Here is an 18,289-nt window from a genome sequence, read left to right as displayed (position 1 = left end):
AGTGCCAAAAAGAGGCGTAGGACAGGAAAAACTGAGGCAGAGTTAAGCTACTAACAAATTAGTGCGCCTGACGTTGATAACTGGCGTAAGCCGTGGCAGCCAAGATGATGGAAGCACCAGCTAATTCAAACATTCCCGGTGTTTCTCGCAAAAACAGGTATGCCAGCAACATGCCATACACCGGCTCTAGCGAAGTCATGATGCTGGCAAAACTGGTGGATAAATGACGCAAACTGAACATGAACAAACCATGGGATAAAGCTGTAAACACCGCACCCAGCAGGATCAATCCCGACCAGATTTGTGCGCTGTTGCCTGCCAGATCGCCTGTCAGTAACACCAAAGGCAGAAGTAAAACCGCGGCCACTCCATTTTGCAGAAATGCCAGTTTAAATGCAGGAATATGACTGCCCTGCCAGCGATTCACCATCGCCAGCAAAGCGAAACTGAAACCGGATAATATCCCCAGTCCCAAAGCATGGAGCGCACCATCCTCCCATGAAGTGGCGCTGACCATCACCACCATACCAACAACTACAAATATAGCAGCCCAGGCCTCGCGTGCCCGCCTCTGCTCTTTAAAAAACCAGGGTTCAAGCAATGCCACAAATAAAGGAAAGCTGGCAAAACCCATCAAACCAAAAGCAACTGGAGCAAAATTGAGTGAGGCAAAAAAAGTCAGCCAGTGTATAGCCAGCAAAAAACCACAAAGGACAACGCCCTTTGAAATATCGCGAAAATGCAATTGTCGCTGATAAGTTAGCACAGGTACAAGGCACAAGGCAGCAAACAATGTCCGCCCAAATACCAGCATTAAGGAGCTGACAGCCAGCGACTTGCCTAGCACGCCAGCAGCGCCGAATAAAAATACCGCAATATGCAGGGCGAATAAAGCAGGCAGCGCGGTCTTTTTCATATGAGTTTTATGCTTGCCGAGTATTGAGTATAAAGCCGAAGTATAAAGCGTTGATGCAACATGTCAGATGAGTGTGTGATGGTTTTATTGCGGATTAAAGCGCAAACGCATGAATCTATGCATAATGGATACTTGCTGTTTTCATCAACCCACTAAAGAGGGAAGCAATGATAGACGTTTATTCCTGGCCGACACCAAACGGACACAAAGTACACATCATGCTGGAAGAATGCGGCTTGCCTTACCGCGTCATTCCAGTTGATATTGGCGCTGGCGACCAATTCAAAGCTGATTTTCTGGCGATATCACCAAATAACAAGATACCTGCCATCGTCGATGCCGACGGCCCCGATGGCAAACCTATCGCCCTGTTTGAATCTGGTGCGATCCTGATTTATCTTGCAGGCAAAACTGGCTTATTTCTTGGAAAAACCGACAGGGAAAAATATGAAGCACTGCAATGGCTGATGTTCCAGATGGGCAGTGTTGGCCCTATGCTGGGTCAGGCCCATCATTTCCGCATGTATGCTCCCGAAAAGATTGAATATGCCGTTGACCGCTATACCAACGAAACGAAACGCATCTACGGTGTTATTGATAAACAGTTGGAAAAAACCACTTATCTGGCAGGTGAGGAATATGGTATCGCTGACATCGCCACTTTCCCGTGGACACGCTCATTTACAAATCAAGGTGTAGACTGGGCAGAATTCCCTAACGCCAAGCGCTGGTTTGATGCCATCAGCCAACGTCCTGCTGTACAACGTGGCGTGCAAGTATTGGCAGACTTGCGCAAACCTCTCGACAATGACAAGGCAAGAGAAGTTTTGTTTGGAAAAGCACAGTACGCAAAGAAATAAACTCATTCACCGGGGGTAAAGCCAATTACCGTTACAATGGGCTTCACCCCCTCAACACTATTTCAGTATGCGTCGCCCTATAAAAAGAAATCGCCTCAAACTCGCCGCTGAAAGCCAGCGCGTCGCTAATCTTGCGCTTGCAGTTGCACAATCGGCCAGCCGTGTGGAAGACCTGGACTGGCAAGCCAAACTGGACGCACTGGTAACGAAGAGCCTCAGACAGCATCATCAGGACATGCTGGAGTCAGCAACTGAGCATTTGTTCCAGACGCATCCAAATGGCTATGAAGTACTGACCGAAACACTGGAATCTGTCAGTACCTGCGCCCAGTTTGAACATGATGGACAGTCTTATACCAGCTTGCTGATTGCTGCCCCCATACTGGCCTGGACACGTTTTGAAATTGCCTCGGGTAGCATCCCCACAGAAGCACTGAGCACACTGCACACACAATTGAATGCCCATTTGCTGGCGGATGAAGCAAGGCTGCGCTTACTGCCGGGTTTGTACTCGATAGATCAATTACCGCGCAGCCATGTAGAAACCTATGCCTTGCTTGAACGTCATAGTCTGGCTTTGTTAAAAAATGCGCCCGCACCAACAGAAGCCGAGCGCGCACCTACTATTCCTTTTTTGGCTGATATACGTTATGTACTCGGAGTTCTGGTAGTCAAAAAAGATGCCCCACTCTTCCAGTGGCAAACCATAGATGCGCCCTACGATTGCGCACAAGCCAAAAGTGATGCCTTGTTGCAATGGCAGTTACAGACAGACGCGACCATTAAACGTTTGTTACCTGGATGTGGCATAGAAATTTTATTACCAGAAGCCTATTACACGGCCTGCCGTGAAGCAGATATCAAGATACGCCCTGCAACCATACGCTCTGCCATGTTCTATCTGGCCCAGACATTGGGCAAAGAAGCCGACCAGTTCACTGTCATCATTGCGTCTTTTGGCGAGCAGGAAAATCCAGGGCAAATCGACGAATACCGCATCAGCTTTTGCCTGCGCGACGCGCCTGAAGTTATCTATGGTGTAGTCTGGCCGCTGTACCAGGCAGAGGACCAGATCATAGCGGTCAATCTGGATGAAAACGAGCAGCTTGCAGGCGAAATCCCAGGCATTTTGCAAGAATGCGGTGTCACGGACATTATTCAACTGGAAGAAATTTTTGCCATGGAATTTTGCGATGACTGCGGCACGCCACTATTTGCAGACAGGGATAGCGACCTGGTTCATACCGAAATGCCAGATGATGCGCCGACACCGGGTGCAACTCACTTTCACTAAGCGTCGAAATTTGTTTGGTTTGGTGGTGATAGATGACGACAACAGGCAGCCGAGCACATAACAGCGAACAAACCATCTCTGAAACAGACTCTGATTTTCACTTCAGAGATGGTTTGGCTACTGACGCACTAGCCATTAGCCAATTGATCTCCCAGTTTGCTCCGGATTTTTGGGCCAATCCAGATGGGAGCGGTGCAGATTTATTTCTGCAATCAGTATCAGAATCTGCAGAATTTTCTTATCTCACTGATTCACGCTATCATTTCATTCTTGCATGGCACGGTGAAACGCTGGCTGGGTTCATCGCTATGCGCGACCTTAGTCATCTGTTTCACCTGTTCGTCAATCCATCATTTCAGAGGCAAAAACTGGCAAGCACCCTATGGCAGCACGCCCGTCAATATGCTGCCGCACAAGGGCATGCAGGCAGTTTCACTGTCAATTCTTCCTTGAATGCTATCCCTGTATATGAGCGCTTTAGTTTTCAGGCTAAAGGCGAAGTAGTAGAAATGCATGGCATTGCCTTCTTGCCCATGCAAACGCCCGTAGTCCATCATCTGTAACAAGTTTTTACTACTCAAACGCCACCTGCCAATTTTGCTTGGCACAATTGCGAAAATCCGTTGTACAATTGGTTTTGAACGGTCGTGCTTTTTTCTTTATTTGCCTGCTGCGACCATTATAAACAGGAGACAACATGGATTTGAACTATACGGCAGAAGACCTTGCCTTCCGGGACGAGGTACGCACCTACCTGGAAGCCAATCTTCCACAAGACCTGCAGCAAAAAGTATTGAATCATAAACGCCTGTCCAGAGAAGACTTTGTTCGCTGGCACAAGATATTGGCCAAACAGGGTTGGGTAGCCACAGGCTGGCCAGCAGAATATGGTGGCACAGGCTGGACAGCAACCCAGCGCCATATCTTTGAAGAAGAATGTGCCCGGGCTGGCACACCCGCAATCCTGCCCTTTGGCGTGAATATGGTGGCCCCCGTCATCATGGCCTTTGGCAACCAGACACAAAAAGACTATTACCTGCCGCGCATATTGAGCTGCGAAGACTGGTGGTGCCAGGGTTACTCAGAACCAGGTTCAGGCTCTGACCTTGCATCCCTGAAGACACGCGCCGAGCGCGAAGGCGACCACTACATCGTCAACGGTCAGAAAACCTGGACCACCCTCGCCCAGCATGCAGACATGATTTTCTGTCTGGTGCGTACCGACACTGGTGTGCGCAAGCAAGAAGGCATTTCCTTCCTGCTGATAGACATGAAAACGCCGGGCATTACCGTACGCCCCATCATCATGCTGGATGAAGATCATGAAGTGAATGAAGTATTCTTCGACAATGTCAAAGTCCCAGTAGAGAATTTGATAGGTGAAGAAAACAAGGGCTGGACTTATGCCAAATACTTGCTTGGCCATGAGCGTACGAATATCGCTGCCGTTGGACGTGCCAAACGCGAATTGCAATTCCTTAAACGCATAGCTGCCAAACATCAAAAGAATGGCCTGCCACTGATTGACGATGCCGTTTATGCCAGCAAGGTTGCCAGTCTGGAAGTGGAATTGATGGCACTGGAAATCACTGTACTGCGCGTCATTTCGCAAGACAGTGGCCGTCCTGGCCCAGAAGCATCCCTGCTCAAGATCAAGGGGACAGAAATCCAGCAAAGGCTTACGGAGTTGATGGTGGAAGCAGTCGGCCCCTATGGACTGCCGTTTGATCCTGCCTTCCTCGAAGGTGAGACTGAACATAGCATAGTCGGCGACGATGATGCTGCACCGCTGGCACCGTATTACTTCAATTTCCGCAAGACTTCCATTTATGGTGGCTCTAACGAAATTCAGAAAAATATCATCACCCAGATGATCCTGGGTCTGTGAGGAGAGCAAAATGGATTTTAACTTAACACAAGAACAAACACAGTTTGCTGATGCCTTGCGTCGCTGGGTAGAAAAAGACTACGGCTTTGAACAGCGTAAGCAGATCATAGAATCGGCCGAAGGTGTATCTGCAAAAGCGTGGGCTGGCCTGACAGATCTGGGGGCACTAGCCCTACCCATTCCTGAAGAACAGGGTGGCTTTAATGGTTCGGCCATCGACATGCTGGTCATCATGCAGGAACTGGGCCGCGGTATTGTTATCGAACCCTACTTTGCCACTGTCATGGGTGCAGAGTTTTTGAAAAAATCCGGCACGCATGCGGATGTACTGGAACAAATCGCTGGTGGCGAAATCAAACTGGCGAACGCACTGGGCGAGAGACAATCTCGCTATGACCTGTTTGACATTGTCACCTCTGCCAGCAAGACTGCAGACGGTTTTGTTATCAATGGCCGCAAGACCGTGGTGCTGCACGGTGCTCAGGCAAATAAACTGATCGTCTCAGCACGAAGCAGTGGTGCGCAGCGCGACACAAATGGCATCAGCCTGTTTATCGTTGATGCCAACGCAGAGGGCATCAGCCTACGCGATTACCGCACCATTGATGGTTATCGTGCGGCTGATATTAGTTTCAGCAATGTACAAGTCGGAGCGGATGCACTGTTAAGTACCGTGGACAGTGGCTGGGAATTGCTGGATGCTGTTGCTGATTACGGCGTTACCCTGCTTTGTGCAGAATCCATAGGCATCATGGAGGCGATTACATCAACTACCCTCGAATACCTGAAAACCCGTCAGCAATTTGGCGTGCCTATCGGGAAATTCCAGGTTTTGCAACATCGTATGGCAGAAATGTTCATGGAAATGGAACAAGCCCGCTCCATGGCAACACTGGCTGCCGTCAAGATAGCCTCTGATGATGTCGAAGAACGCCGCCGCACGGTATCTGCCGCCAAAGCAAGGATAGGCCAGGCTGCCAAATACATAGGCCAGCAAGCCGTGCAATTGCATGGTGGTATGGGCGTCACCAATGAACTGCCAGTTGCCCACATGTTCAAACGCTTGACCACGATAGAGCTGACACTGGGTGACACCGATCATCACCTGGCCAGATTTGTGGCACAACCCGGCTTTAAAAACGCAGCCTGATTGCCTTAGAAAAATCCCGACTGTGTTCGGGATTTTTTTTGCGCTTTAAAACAATAAGGAAACAACGAGGACACACTATGAGTATCAAAACAGATCGCTGGTATTTTGAAGACTTTGTTCCCGGCACGATCATAGAACTGGGACAGCGTATAGTAACGGAAGAAGAAATCATCAGCTTTGCAAAGCAGTTCGACCCGCAATCTTTTCATGTCGATAAAGAAGTAGCAAGTCACTCCATCTTTGGCGGCGTGATCGCCAGCGGCTGGCATACCTGCGGCATGATCATGCGCATGGTGGTTGATGGCTTCTTGGCCAATTCAAGCAGCATGGGCTCACCTGGCGTTGATGAGATTCGTTGGATACTGCCAGTGCGGCCTGGTGATATTCTGAGTGTTACAGCCGAGACCACGGGTAGTAAACTCTCGGCCTCAAAACCAGACCGGGGTGTCATCAATACCCTGTGGAAAGCTTATAACCAGGAAGGCAAGCTGGTTTGCACGATTGCTGGCATGGGAATGTTTGGCCGCCGTCCAGGTTAAAAAACGAGGAGACAAAATGAGAGAATTCAATAGCCTTGCAGAATTAAAAGACTTGATAGGTCAGGAAGTTGCCCACTCTGAATGGGTAGAAATCAGTCAAGAAAGGGTGAACACTTTTGCTGATGCAACTGGCGACCATCAGTGGATACACATTGATGTAGAAAGAGCCAAACGTGAATCCCCGTTTGGTGGGCCGATTGCACATGGCTTTTTGACTTTGTCCTTGCTGCCCATGCTGGTTGCTAATGCCATCAAACTCACTTACGTCAAAATGGGCGTGAACTATGGTCTCAACAAGGTTCGCTTCCCCTCCCCTGTTCCTGTTGGTAGCAAACTGCGCGCACGTTTGAAATTACTGGAAATCGAAGATATCAATGATGGCGCCCAATTCACCTGGGAGGTTACGATAGAACGTGAGGGCCAAGATAAGCCAGTCTGTGTGGCAGAATCCATTTCACGTTGCTACTAAGCTTGGTCAAGCAAAGACTTGGGCAGGCAGTTACCACGAAATACATAAGTTGAAAGAATGCAGTCAAACTGCATTCTTCAAATTTAAACATGGAAGACATGAATCCATCAATACGGCAAGATCCATGCTTGGCTCACTACAGCAAGCGACTATGTCTGGGTAATTTTGCAGACAGATACTCTAACTGGTCAGCAATCACATTCCTGCCACTTAAAATGAAGTGCTCGAAACGGCAAGGTGCATAAGGTACATAGATCAAAGGCTTGAAGTCATGCACGAATTTGTCGCCTTTTGCATGATTACAATCTTTGCAGGCAGTCACACAATTTTCCCAGACATCTTTTCCACCGCGTGAGGTTGGCAAAATATGATCACGTGAGAGCTCCTGATAAGGGAAGGTCTCACCGCAATATGCACAGATATGCCTGTCCCTGGCATACAGCAGCCTGTTACCATCGCCCAAAGGGATGTGGTGACGGCTGTTTTTTGACATGCGTTCACTATTACGTATAGAGATAATAGGTTTGATGAAAATCCTGGATTGTTCACCATCCTTGTTATAGCCACCGCGCAGCATGAAGACCTGATCACCAATATCCCATGCCACTTTTTTAGCAGCGTAATGAGTCGCAGCGTCGTTCTGACTTATCCAGTCATACGGCACTCCAGCTATATCCAAAACCAATATTTGTTGCATACATCACCTGTTTGTATGGGATGTTTTTCCAATTTGGGAAGACGGACTGATAAAACTCGCTGCACATGACATCGACATGCGACTAAAAACTACGGCAATCTACTCTTCATTGTAGACAGGAATTGCTGATGCTGTAAGGCATGATTGTTTTAATTTTCACGACTAAACGTCTATCGCCGTTTAACGACGTTTTTTCCATGAATATTCAGGCCCAGCATCAGCAACACCTGCATGGCCGACTGAATCCGGGTTTTCACAAGACATGGTGATATGGCGAATAGCTGCGCCCTGACGCTGCTCTGTACGCAAAGATTCGGTGAACTGCAATGCATCCACCATGCGGTCATTGGCAAACTCTCTGGCGCATGCCTGCTCTTGTCCATCATTTGAGATGGACCAATAAATCATAAACATAATTTTCTATTTTTCTTGTTTTTATAGGATGACAAATTACATACTTCGACCTGGCATGGATATTTTTCTCGATTAATGAGTTATCCATGTTCGAAAGTATAGGCCTCATCGCAAAATGAAGCGCACCAGCATGTTAAAAATGACCTGATCTCAAGTCATTTTTAACATGTTGTAAATATCACAAAATATTCACAGCATATCCCTTGCCGCGACATGCTACGAACATGCCTTGGCAAGGCCTATCAATACATCTTCCCGAATTGTTAAAGAATCCCGTGTTATCCGGCGTTTTCCGGCACGACCGCCAATCGGCGGGTTTTACTACTGGGTTTTTAAAAAGCACCTGTCAAAGCAGGAATTTTAAAAACCATAAAAGGCAAAAAGCCCGGAGCTTTAATGGCATCCGGGCTTTTCAGCTCTCGATTCAGTAAGCAGCTTCTTGTCTGCTTTTCTGATTTCAAGGGTTAGCACCCCGAATGTCCATCATGATCTTCATGTGAAATGCCAGATCCCAGCCGCCATTCTGGTCGCAAAGGTCTGGAGCTGCCTTACTGTTCAGCAAGGGCGCAGAAATAGTCTTGGCAAAAAAACTATCCGCGGCGGCATCAGTCAGATCATCTACTTCATTTGTCTCCATCCCCTTGCCCAGCAAACGCCCTGCCTGCGCCGCGAGGCTAAAGCTTGTTTGATTCAGCGGTTGATAAGTGATCCGAGTATTCATATATTTGTTACTTTGAAATTTTTTTATTTTTCACCATGCCATGGTGGCATAGCTTTCTGCAAATAACAAGTCTTTATAAGAATAATTTCTTCATTTAAAGAGGAAATTATATTGTGCGTAGCGTTCATACTAGATTTTTTGACTAACAGCAAGTTAATAAATGATTCGCCAATTTCCTGATCTCTTCCTGCAATTGTGCAGGCTTTCGAATTTCGAAATCAAAAGGCAAGGAAGCCAGCTGCCTTGCAAACCAGCTTAAATCATCTGACTGGTTGTATAGCAACACTCCTTCAGCAGCATACTCCAGCACTGCAATGGCATCAGACAGATGCTTGCGCGCGCTATTCATATCTGTTTTCAACAAAACTTCCACACTATAGGTGCGTGGAATCGTCGCGACAGCACTACGCAAATAACTGAGCACGCTGAAATTGGCAGGAGTATCAAAATGGCGGTTCAGCAATTCGATATGCAGTAGTCTGTCCAGCCTGAAGCTACGTATATCTCGTCGTAAATGGCAAAAGCCGACGAAATACCAGAATGCGGCATGAAAGGCCAGACCGTAAACATCGACCGATCTTTCGCTTTCCACTTCATTTGCACCGCGATATCGAACATGGATGGATTGCTTATGTACGACAGCATGACTCAGCCTCGCTAATACCTCTCTGTTCGCTGGGGTTGTTGCTGACTGAAGATTGAGCTCTACCGCTGCATCTGAAGTCGCCAGTCTTTGCCTGATTTGCTCAGGCAAGATTCTTTGCAGTTTTGCCCTTGCACTCTCTATTGATGAAGCGACATCCAACAGCTTCATCTGGCGAGCGGCCGATAGTGCAATGGAGATAGCAAATCCCTCTTCTTCATTAAACATCATGGGAGGTAATTTAAAACCCGGCATGATGGAATAACCGCCGTGACGCCCTCTCAGAGTCATGATGGGTATGCCCATTTCTTCTAGTGTGACGATGTAGCGACGCAGACTGCGCCGGTCGATATCCAGCATCTGCGCTAGGTCGCCGCCACTAACTTGCCCATGGTTTTGCAAGAGCTCCAGCAAAGCCAGTACACGTGTGGTTGGATGATAGCTTTGAGGCATAGGCCAAGTTTACTCATTTAATAGGATATATTATGCCCTATATATTCATTATCCTTAGAGTCATTGCTTCAACCGGAGCATATCTACCAAGGAGAAAACATGAATTCAACAAACAAGTCCACCCAGGTTTCTGGCATCGGCGATTTTGATTTTTTTATCGGTAACTGGCAGGTGAAGCATCGTCGCTTAAAGGAGCGACTCGCCAATTGCCATGAATGGCTGGAGTTTAGAGGCAATACCTCGGTCGTCAAAATCCTGGGCGGCGCGGGCAATATGGATGACAACCTCCTTGACATGCCAGATGGAGCCTACCGTGCTGCCACTGTGCGTGCATTTGACGCTGATAAAGGTATATGGTCTATATGGTGGCTAGATGGCCGCTATCCTACGCATCTGGATGTGCCTATGCAGGGTCGGTTTACGAATTGTATTGGTGAGTTTTATGCTGACGATACATTTGCTGGTCACACAATACGAGTGCGTTTTTTATGGAGTATTCCAAGCGCAGATCAACCGCGCTGGGAGCAGGCTTTCTCAGTTGATGGTGGCGTCACATGGGAAACCAATTGGGTCATGGATTTTACAAGGGAATCATAGGCAGGCAAACACAACATCACCGCCTTATTCAATACGAATGCTCGGCGATAGCGGTAGTGGATGTGGGCGGGAGATTCCTTACTCTAGCCCCCATTACCTGCAAGTCAGTTCTTCAGTCAAAGCAAACATGCGTTCTCATACAAACGTCGTGCAACGTCCTCTCCTGCAAACATCCACAATTGAATTCTACTGAATTGCTGCTCATCTCAAAGGGTAATTGGCTCGTTAAGCAAGCGCCTCCCTATACTAGCACCATGCAATTTGTCGTCAAAAATGTAATAGAAGAATAAATTTTCACCTAAAGTAATTCAATTTAAATATGAACAAGCGCAAGGCAGACCGTCCCAGCAGCTTATTGCGATTGAAACATAATCGGTATTGATATATATTCTCATTATCATTTAGAGTTACATGTTTTTCTTGCCACGGGAATTTAACAATGAGCAGTTTGCCATTACAGCAAGCAACTTCTACCACATTGAATCTGATGAAAGTCGGTGACTCTGGTGTCATTGAAGATGTGCAAGAACAAGGTGATACGAAGGACGACAGCCTATTCAATATTACCCGTCGTTTGAAAGAACTAGGCTTTGTCAAAGGCGAATCGGTGAAGATATTGCATAAAGGTTATTTTGGTGGTGAACCACTGGCAGTCCGGATTGGACAGTCGACCTTTGCATTGCGAAATTTTGAGGCAGCCCTGATAGGGGTTGCTGCCGGCGTTGCACCCTTTAGTATTACTCACTCAGAAAAAGTAGGAACATAGTGAAAGAATTGTTTTCTCCGCTCATTGCTCTTGTCGGTAACCCTAACTGCGGAAAAACTGCACTCTTCAATCGATTGACAGGTGCGCGGCAAAAAGTAGCAAATTATGCAGGTGTCACGATAGAACGAAAAGAAGGCAAGTTTCGTTCAGATACAGGGCGTCAATGGCAAGTGCTGGATTTGCCAGGTACCTACAGCCTGCATGCCATCACTCCCGATGAAAAAATTACCCAAGAAGTCGTCACTGGTCAGCGCACAAATGAAAGCATGCCTGATGCCGTGGTTTGCGTGGTCGATGCCACCAATTTGAAACGCGGTCTGCGGGTAGTATTTGAATTATTGGCGCTGGGCCAGCCGTTGATTCTGGCAGTGAACATGATGGATATTGCTAAAAAGCGCAATATCCATATCGACATTGCTGCACTGAGCGGTGCCCTGAGTATCCCAGTCGTCGAGACAATAGCTGTTGATCCCAAAGGGGTCGATGCGCTCTTGACTGAACTGGAAGTATTGGCACAGAGGCTGCAACCAAATGGCAATCTCACAGTTCACGCGCTTTCCCAACAGAGTCCCGAGAGTTTACAACAACAAGCCAACGCCGTACTCGAAGCCTGTGTTACCCAGCATCCTGATGCAGCAAGCAACCACGCTGCCAGTTTGAGCTATCGCTTGGATAGCTGGATTTTACATCCAGCTATCGGCCCGATTATCTTCACTTCCCTGATGTTCCTGGTGTTCCAGGCGGTGTTTGCCTGGGCACAAGCCCCGATGGACTTGATCAAGTCTACGATTGAAGCTACCGGTGCCTTGGTGGAATCATCAATGTCGCCAGGAATTTTACAAGGACTGCTGGTGAGTGGCGTGATTGGTGGCGCGGGTAGTGTGCTGGTGTTTTTGCCGCAAATCGTGATCTTGTTCTTCTTCATCCTTGTCATGGAGGATTCGGGTTATTTGCCTCGCGCCGCTTTTTTGCTGGACAGAGTCATGGGTAAAGTCGGGCTTTCTGGCCGCGCATTTATCCCATTGCTGTCGAGTTTTGCCTGCGCCATTCCAGGAATCATGGCAACCAGAACCATACAAAACCCGCGCGACCGCCTGGTGACGATCATGATTGCACCCTTGATGACCTGCTCCGCGCGCTTGCCAGTGTACGCGCTCATCATTGCTGCATTTATACCCGATCAAACCGTATTTGGCATACTGAATTTGCAGGGACTGGTCTTGTTCCTGCTGTATCTGGGCGGCATAGTATCAGCCATGCTGGTAGCTTATTTCTTCAAAAAGAAATGGGGTAGCGAAGTACATCAACAGGCTTTAATGCTGGAGCTGCCCGACTACCGCTGGCCAAATATACGTAACCTGCTTTTGGGCTTGTGGGAAAGAATCAAGATTTTCATCAGTCGAGTGGGCACCATTATTCTGGCTCTGATGATACTACTGTGGTTCCTGAGCAGTTTTCCTGGTGCGCCTGAAAATGCAACTCAACCGCCGATTTATTACAGCCTCGCTGGTTACATGGGCCGCATGCTGGAAGTGGTATTTGCCCCCATAGGTTTTAACTGGCAGATCTGCATTGCCCTGGTACCTGGGTTAGCCGCACGCGAAGTTGCAGTCGCAGCTCTTGGAACAGTATACGCGCTATCACAAACAGGTGATGAACTGAATACCGCATTGGAGCCGCTGATTGCTCATTCCTGGAGCATACCAACCGCCCTGTCATTATTGGCATGGTATGTTTTTGCACCACAATGTGTAGCGACCTTAAGCGTCGTCAAACGCGAGACCAATACGTGGCGCTATCCAGTCATTATGGCTGTCTATTTATTTGCTCTGGCCTATTGCGCTTCTTTCCTGACATACCATATTTCCAGCTATTTTCTGGGGAGATAAGACATGCAAAACCTGATCGCAGTTCTGCTGCTGACCCTGGCATCAGCTTATCTATTATTGAAATGGATGCCTGCTGCAACCAAGGAAAAAATCAGGAAATTCAGCGCCGGCCGCGTCCCTGCACTTGCCCCCTTGCTTACCAAAGCAAGCGGGCAGACGGCAGGATGTGGCGGTGGCTGCAGCGACTGCTCATCGTCGTCAAATGACACCTGCTCTACATCTTCCGAATTAAAGCCTGTAAAACTCATCCGCAACGCGTCCAGGCAAGGATAAAAACAGGCTTGCGCCCGCATTTCGTTGGCAGTCAGGCTGAATTGATGTATCCTCAAAAGAATGCAGAAACAATTTCTGACATATTGAGACAAGCAAAGGCCGTAGCTGGATATGAATGCAAGCGTCTACGACAAAACCGAAAAAGGTCGAGAAGAAATTACTACCAGAAAGTATCAACTGGCATCCAGATTGCGTACTTTACTGGTCATGATAGACGGTAAACAAGCTGCCGCTGAGATCATGAAAAAAGTGACAGCCCTGGGTTTGACAGAGCAAAATCTGCAAGAACTTCTGGAGCAGGAATTCATCATTGAGATCAGGATCCAAACTGATGCAACTCCCGACACACCAGGGGCGAAAACGCCTGTGAGCATTGCTGAAAACACCGCAATTGCTGCAGTAACACCAGAACCTGCAACACCGACAATGACAGATGCAGAACGCTTTCAGGCGCTGTACAACTTCTACAATGAAACTATCAAGAGTGCTATAGGCTTGCGTGGTTATGGACTACAACTCAAAGTGGAACGTGCAGGAAATATTGATGATTTTCGAGCACTGAGGCAGGCCTATGTTGAAGCAGTGCAAAAAGCCAAGGGACCAGAAATGGCACGCAGTCTGAGTGACAGACTTGATTTATTACTTGGCAAAACTTAGTCAAGTAAAGCCTGACTGGGCAACGGTATACCCCTATCAAACAACCACCAAATTTGCACATGCAAAAAAAGCCAGGTCACCCTGGCTTTTTCTTTAACCGACAGTCTTTTATTCAATACCCTGGCTGCTCAGGTATTCTTCATAGGTACCCTGGAAATCAATGATTTTATTTTCCTTGATTTCCAATATACGTGTCGCCAGAGATGAAACAAATTCACGGTCATGTGACACGAAAATCAGAGTGCCAGCATATTTTTCCAGCGCGATATTCAGCGACTCGATAGATTCCATGTCCATGTGATTGGTTGGCTCATCCATCAGCAAGACATTATGGCGACCCAGCATCAGCTTGCCATACATCATGCGACCTTTTTCACCGCCAGACAAAACCTTGACTGATTTTTTGACGTCATCACCACCAAACAGCAAGCGACCGAGAATGGAGCGCACAGCCTGGTCATCATCACCCTCTTGCGTCCACTGACCTATCCAGTCAGTCAAGTTTTTATCAGATGCAAACTCCTCAGTAGGATCTTGCGGCATGTAGCCGACATTGGCATTTTCTGCCCATTTGACCGTACCATAATCTGCATGCATCCCGGTGATGTCATCACCGCCTATGCAGCGCAACAAAGTGGTTTTACCGATACCATTGGCGCCAATAATCGCGATTCTTTCACCGGCTTCGACCATCAGATCGACATTCTTGAACAATGGCTTGTCGTAAGCTTTGCTCAGGGATTGCATTTCTACTGCCAAACGATGCAATTTCTTTTCACCATCAAAACGCACGAAAGGATTTTGACGGCTGGATGGTTTGAAGTCTTCAATCTTGATTTTATCAATCTGTTTGGCACGTGAAGTTGCCTGGCGCGCCTTGGATTTATTGGCAGAGAAACGGCGAACGAAGTCTTGCAACTCAGCGACCTTTTCCTTGGCCTTGGCATTGTTCGCCATTTGCTGCGCACGTGCCTGTGACGATGCCAGCATGTAGTCATCGTAATTACCTGGATACACTTTCAAGGTACCGTAATCCATATCCGCCATGTGCGTACATACCTGATTCAGGAAATGGCGATCATGGGAAATGATGATCATGGTGGAATTACGTTCGTTCAGAATATCTTCCAGCCAGCGGATGGTATTGATGTCCAGGTTATTGGTCGGTTCATCGAGCAACAGAATATCTGGGTTGGAGAACAGCGCCTGTGCCAGCAAGACGCGCAATTTCCAGCCTGGCGCAACTGCACTCATGACGCCTTGATGCTGATCCGTTGGTATGCCTACACCCAGCAACAATTCACCAGCACGCGCTTCTGCAGTGTAACCATCATATTCAGCAAACTTGGCTTCCAGGTCTGCAGCCTTCATGTAGTCGTCGTCAGTCGCCTCAGGGTTGGCGTAAATCGCATCCCGTTCCGACATTGCCGCCCACATTTCCAGGTGGCCCATCATGACCACATCCAGCACACGCATGTCTTCAAACGCAAACTGATCCTGGCGCAACTTACCCAGGCGCTCATTCTGATCCAGCATGACCGTGCCTGAAGATTGCTCAAGGTCACCGCCGAGAATCTTCATAAAAGTGGATTTGCCGCAGCCATTGGCACCGATCAGGCCATAACGGTTACCTTCGCCAAATTTGACAGAGATATTTTCAAACAGCGGCTTGGGGCCGAACTGCATGGTGATATTAGCGGTAGAAAGCACAGAAAACCTTTTGCAATAAAGATGGGGATTAACCGCACATTATAGCATTGTGGTGCATTGTGTTTTTGGCGAGTCGCAGACAAGCCCATGATTTATAGAGAAATTATGAGATTTGGAAGGTGGATATCTGCAGACTGACAGTTTGCTGCCGGGAGAGATTACTTCTTTGTCAATAGCAAATGGCTTGCCTGAAGAATAATTCCTTCAGACAAGCCACTTGTTTCATTTCAATTAAGTTTATTTAATTGAAAGTTTTTCCTTCTGCAGCCAGCTTTGCCAACAAAGGTGCTGGCTTCCAGGCATCGCCATGACGGCCTTTGGCATATTTCTCCATGGCCATGACCACATTTGGCAATCCCACGGTATCTGCATAGAACATAGGGCCACCAGTGTGCAATGGGAAGCCATAACCTGTCAGATATACCATATCGATATCAGACGCACGTGTTGCTATACCCTCTTCAAGAATATAGGCTGCCTCATTGACCAATGAAAAAATCAGGCGCTCGACGATTTCCTGATCAGAAATCTTGCGACGCTCCACACCGAGGTCAGCTGAGTGTTTGATGATCATGTCATTCACGATAGATGAAGGATAAGCTTTGCGGTCGCCAGGCTTATAGTCGTACCAACCCGCACCGGTTTTTTGACCGAAGCGACCAAGTTCACACAGCAAATCTGCTGTTTTGGAATAGGTAATTTGTGGCTTTTCTACGTAACGGCGCTTGCGGATATACCAGCCGATATCATTGCCAGCTAAGTCGCCCATACGGAAAGGTCCCATGGCAAAACCCATCTTCTCTACCGCTTTATCAACCTGTTCAGGTGTACAGCCCTCTTCCAGCAAGAAACCTGCCTGACGGCTGTATTGTTCTATCATGCGATTACCAATGAAACCATCGCAAACTCCGGACACCACTCCAGTTTTCTTGATTTTTTTGGACAAGCCCAACACAGTCGCCAGCACATCTTTGGTGGTTTTCTTGCCACGCACGATTTCCAGCAATTTCATGACATTTGCTGGGCTGAAGAAGTGAGTACCAATAACATCTTCAGGACGTTTAGTGAAGTCAGCAATCTTGTCGACATCCAGTGTTGAAGTGTTCGACGCCAGAATTGCGCCCTTCTTCATGACTTCATCGAGTTTCTTGAAGACTTGCTCCTTGACACCCATATCTTCAAACACTGCTTCAATGACGATATCTGCCTGGGCAATCTCTTCATACGACAAAGTACCTGTGATCAGGCCTACACGCTGATCAAATTTCTCTTGAGTCAGCTTGCCTTTTTTAAGCGTGTTTTCATAATTCTTGCGTATCGTTGCCAAGCCTTTATCCAGTGCTTCCTGCTTCATTTCCAGAATTTGCACAGGAATACCTGCATTGGCAAAATTCATGGCTATTCCGCCGCCCATGGTGCCTGCACCGATAACGGCGACGGATTTGATAGGGCGAGTTGGTGTGTCATCCGGTACGTCTGGCAATTTACTGGCAGCACGCTCTCCAAAGAAGGCATGACGTAGGGCTTTGGATTCTGTGGTTTGCACCAGATCAACAAACAGTTCACGCTCAAACTTGATGCCATCATCAAATTTCTTGGTAACTGCGGCCGCCACTGCTTCCACACATTTCAAAGGTGCAGGGAAAGGGCCAGCCATGGCACGCACTGTATTGCGTGAGAATTGCAAATACGCTTCATAGTTCGGATAATCGATCTTGATATCGCGCACTCTAGGCAAAGGACGGACATCAGCAACTTTAGCCGCAAATGCGAGTGCAGCTTCCAGTACATCGCCTTCTACCACTTCATTGAAAATCGCTGTCTTGGCCAGTTTTTCTGACGGCACCGCTGTACCGGAAACAACCATGTTCAAAGCCATTTCCAAACCCAACACGCGCGGCAAACGTTGCGTACCGCCAGCACCCGGTAAGATGCCTAATTTAACTTCTGGCAGGGCAATTTGTGCGCCTTTGGATGCGACGCGATAATTACAGCCCAGAGCCAGTTCCAAGCCACCGCCCATACATACCGTATGAATAGCGGCAATGACAGGTTTATCAGAACTCTCAACCACATTAATGACAGTATGCAGACTAGGTTCTGCAGATGCCTTGGGAGAGTTGAATTCCTTAATGTCAGCACCGCCGGAGAATGCTTTACCGGCACCAGTGATGACGATAGCTTTCACTGCATCATCATTCAGTGCCTGTTTCATGCCATTTACCACCGCAGTACGGGTAGCATGACCCAGACCATTAACAGGCGGATTGTTCAGGGTAATAACGGCGACATTGCCGTTAACTTGGTATTCTGCGCTCATGTCTCTTCCTATAATAGAAATGCTGTATGAATT

The 18,289-nt window shown here is 47.7% G+C and carries 19 protein-coding genes; 12 read left to right on the top strand and 7 right to left on the bottom strand.

The window, feature by feature from the left end:
• Window positions 1-58: 58 nt before the first annotated feature.
• The gene (locus H8L47_RS00745; RefSeq protein ID WP_186951334.1) at window positions 59-916 is read right to left on the bottom strand and encodes a DMT family transporter; all 858 of its coding nucleotides are present in this window, start codon (window positions 914-916) and stop codon (window positions 59-61) included.
• Between the two features lie 167 nt (window positions 917-1,083).
• Between H8L47_RS00745 and H8L47_RS00740 the strand changes: the two genes are divergently transcribed.
• From H8L47_RS00740 to H8L47_RS00710, 7 genes are all read left to right on the top strand, one after another.
• Complete coding sequence (locus H8L47_RS00740) at window positions 1,084-1,776, top strand: glutathione binding-like protein (RefSeq protein WP_186951333.1); 693 nt, start codon at window positions 1,084-1,086, stop codon at window positions 1,774-1,776.
• A gap of 67 nt (window positions 1,777-1,843) precedes the next feature.
• Entirely contained in the window at window positions 1,844-3,070 is a 1,227-nt protein-coding gene (locus tag H8L47_RS00735; RefSeq protein WP_186951332.1) for a DUF2863 family protein, read from the top strand.
• Window positions 3,071-3,102: 32 nt separating this feature from the next.
• Entirely contained in the window at window positions 3,103-3,633 is a 531-nt protein-coding gene (locus H8L47_RS00730) for a GNAT family N-acetyltransferase (RefSeq protein ID WP_186951331.1), read from the top strand.
• 134 nt (window positions 3,634-3,767) lie between these two features.
• A complete protein-coding gene (locus H8L47_RS00725; RefSeq protein ID WP_186951330.1) occupies window positions 3,768-4,958 on the top strand; it encodes an acyl-CoA dehydrogenase family protein in 1,191 nt (396 codons plus the stop codon).
• A 10-nt stretch (window positions 4,959-4,968) separates the two neighbouring features.
• The gene (locus H8L47_RS00720; protein ID WP_186951329.1) at window positions 4,969-6,108 is read left to right on the top strand and encodes an acyl-CoA dehydrogenase family protein; all 1,140 of its coding nucleotides are present in this window, start codon (window positions 4,969-4,971) and stop codon (window positions 6,106-6,108) included.
• 77 nt (window positions 6,109-6,185) lie between these two features.
• The gene (locus H8L47_RS00715) at window positions 6,186-6,647 is read left to right on the top strand and encodes a MaoC family dehydratase (protein ID WP_186951328.1); all 462 of its coding nucleotides are present in this window, start codon (window positions 6,186-6,188) and stop codon (window positions 6,645-6,647) included.
• Window positions 6,648-6,663: 16 nt separating this feature from the next.
• Entirely contained in the window at window positions 6,664-7,116 is a 453-nt protein-coding gene (locus tag H8L47_RS00710; protein WP_186951327.1) for a MaoC family dehydratase, read from the top strand.
• A gap of 136 nt (window positions 7,117-7,252) precedes the next feature.
• On the opposite strand, the gene H8L47_RS00705 is transcribed toward H8L47_RS00710, so the two are convergent.
• From H8L47_RS00705 to H8L47_RS00690, 4 genes are all read right to left on the bottom strand, one after another.
• Complete coding sequence (locus H8L47_RS00705) at window positions 7,253-7,813, bottom strand: HNH endonuclease (RefSeq protein WP_186951326.1); 561 nt, start codon at window positions 7,811-7,813, stop codon at window positions 7,253-7,255.
• Window positions 7,814-7,993: 180 nt separating this feature from the next.
• On the bottom strand, window positions 7,994-8,227 hold the full coding sequence (locus H8L47_RS00700; protein ID WP_186951325.1) for a hypothetical protein: 234 nt from the start codon (window positions 8,225-8,227) through the stop codon (window positions 7,994-7,996).
• A gap of 457 nt (window positions 8,228-8,684) precedes the next feature.
• Window positions 8,685-8,948, bottom strand: coding sequence for a hypothetical protein (locus H8L47_RS00695; protein WP_186951324.1), 264 nt, complete (start codon window positions 8,946-8,948; stop codon window positions 8,685-8,687).
• Between the two features lie 142 nt (window positions 8,949-9,090).
• Window positions 9,091-10,044 (bottom strand): helix-turn-helix transcriptional regulator, encoded by a 954-nt coding sequence (locus tag H8L47_RS00690; RefSeq protein ID WP_186951323.1) that lies wholly within the window; start codon window positions 10,042-10,044, stop codon window positions 9,091-9,093.
• Window positions 10,045-10,143: 99 nt separating this feature from the next.
• Between H8L47_RS00690 and H8L47_RS00685 the strand changes: the two genes are divergently transcribed.
• The 5 genes from H8L47_RS00685 to H8L47_RS00665 all read left to right on the top strand — a co-directional run bounded on the left by H8L47_RS00685 (window position 10,144) and on the right by H8L47_RS00665 (window position 14,226).
• Complete coding sequence (locus H8L47_RS00685) at window positions 10,144-10,641, top strand: DUF1579 domain-containing protein (RefSeq protein WP_186951322.1); 498 nt, start codon at window positions 10,144-10,146, stop codon at window positions 10,639-10,641.
• A 439-nt stretch (window positions 10,642-11,080) separates the two neighbouring features.
• Window positions 11,081-11,407, top strand: a complete 327-nt coding sequence (locus H8L47_RS00680) for a FeoA family protein (protein WP_186951321.1) — start codon at window positions 11,081-11,083, stop codon at window positions 11,405-11,407.
• A complete protein-coding gene (gene feoB, locus H8L47_RS00675) occupies window positions 11,407-13,296 on the top strand; it encodes a ferrous iron transporter B (RefSeq protein WP_305260093.1) in 1,890 nt (629 codons plus the stop codon). Before H8L47_RS00680 ends, feoB begins: the two co-directional genes overlap by 1 nt.
• 3 nt (window positions 13,297-13,299) lie before the next feature.
• Window positions 13,300-13,569 (top strand): hypothetical protein, encoded by a 270-nt coding sequence (locus H8L47_RS00670; RefSeq protein WP_186951320.1) that lies wholly within the window; start codon window positions 13,300-13,302, stop codon window positions 13,567-13,569.
• Between the two features lie 111 nt (window positions 13,570-13,680).
• A complete protein-coding gene (locus H8L47_RS00665; RefSeq protein WP_186951319.1) occupies window positions 13,681-14,226 on the top strand; it encodes a hypothetical protein in 546 nt (181 codons plus the stop codon).
• 108 nt (window positions 14,227-14,334) lie between these two features.
• Here the strand turns inward: H8L47_RS00665 and H8L47_RS00660 are convergent, their stop codons facing one another.
• Window positions 14,335-15,936: an ABC-F family ATPase gene (locus H8L47_RS00660; protein WP_186951318.1), complete on the bottom strand. Its 1,602-nt coding sequence runs from the start codon at window positions 15,934-15,936 to the stop codon at window positions 14,335-14,337.
• A 241-nt stretch (window positions 15,937-16,177) separates the two neighbouring features.
• Window positions 16,178-18,256 carry a 3-hydroxyacyl-CoA dehydrogenase NAD-binding domain-containing protein gene (locus H8L47_RS00655; protein ID WP_186951317.1) on the bottom strand — a complete coding sequence of 693 codons (2,079 nt, stop codon included), beginning with the start codon at window positions 18,254-18,256 and terminating at the stop codon, window positions 16,178-16,180.
• Window positions 18,257-18,289 lie beyond the last annotated feature (33 nt).

It is taken from the genome of Undibacterium umbellatum (genome assembly GCF_014284125.1).
GTDB lineage: Bacteria > Pseudomonadota > Gammaproteobacteria > Burkholderiales > Burkholderiaceae_D > Undibacterium > Undibacterium umbellatum.
Note: the sequence above shows the minus strand (reverse complement) of the source record. Positions and strands in the feature narration are given on the sequence as shown.